This window comes from Gordonia sp. SGD-V-85 (assembly GCF_001456905.1).
GTDB lineage: Bacteria > Actinomycetota > Actinomycetes > Mycobacteriales > Mycobacteriaceae > Gordonia > Gordonia hongkongensis.
The window spans coordinates 1-1,201 of record NZ_LNQO01000058.1; the positions used below are offsets into that span (position 1 = coordinate 1).

Annotated in this window: 1 protein-coding gene; it reads right to left on the minus strand. The window is 64.7% G+C overall.

The features are described 5' to 3' along the window. A partial coding sequence (locus tag AS181_RS24420) for a transposase (protein WP_139114290.1) occupies positions 1-1,122 on the minus strand: 1,122 nt, incomplete at its 3' end. Positions 1,123-1,201: the final 79 nt, after the last annotated feature.

Sequence of the window (1,201 nt, forward strand, 5' to 3'; positions counted from 1 at the left end):
TGTCCGCGCCAGCGTGGCCAGCATGTCACCGGAGGCATACGCTGAATCACCCAGCACCTCACGATCGTCGGCGTCGTCGGCGACGGTCGGATCGCTCAGCAACAACCGTGCCCCGACTGCTCCGTCGGAAGTGTCCGGACCAGCGGCTTTGGTCATCTCGATCGCGGTGACTAACCCGGTCTCCGGTTCATTGACGATGTGGCCCTTGAACCCGTCCTGCTGGCGTGCCCGGGTTTTGTGGGCGTGCCGGGTGTCGGTATCGACGGTAGAGATCACCCGGTCCGGGGCGGTCCGGGGCGCGATGCGCCAGCGTCCGTCGGTGCCATCAGAACCTGGTGCCGGTTCCACATCCTGGCCGGTCACCAATGCCAGCAATGCCACCGCCTGCGCCTGGGCCTCGTTACTTGGCTCCTTCTCGATGGCCTCGAGGTCCAGACCGTCGAGCACGGCCAACCCATCTTCGACAAGGGCGCTGATCAGGTCCTGTTGAGCACACTCATCATCCCAGGCGATCCGCGGCTTGCCGGGCCGGTCATAGCCGCCGCCGGTCAACGCGGCCAGACGAGTCGCACGCTGCTCGACCACCACCGCACCACCGTCGACCTCTCGGGCGACCCGCCGGATCGCCGCGATCACCTGGGTGACGGCGTCCTGGCGGGCCACCGCGTCATCGAAGATCGTCGAATCCAGCGCTCGACGGCTCTTACCCGCGAGCACCCCGGTGGTGGTGATGACCTCGCGTACCACCTCGAAAATGCGGTACGGCCGGTCGCTGGCTGCCAGTCGCCGACGCCAGTACGTCAGAGTCGACGGATGAAAACCTTTGTTACCCAACACGAATCCACACGCCGCTTTCCACCGCAGATCAAAAGTGACCGCATCAGCGGCTTCGCGATCGGACAAACCCTGCAGCGTTTGCAGCACGATCACCGACGCCATCGTGGCCGGCGGGATCGACGGACGGCCCCGGCCGCTGGGAAACAGGTCCGCGAACATCTCCGCAGGGAACAACTGCTCGCGATGAGCAGCCAAAAACGCGAACACACTGCCCTCGGCCAGCAAATGCCCGACGACCGAGTTCACATCCAGAAACTCACCCTGACGATCCGGCTCACCCTGCATACTCACCAGGATCCCAGCCCACCAGGCAAACCCGCTCACCCCACACCGAAACGACGCCGACTATTTCAGCAGTCTCCTA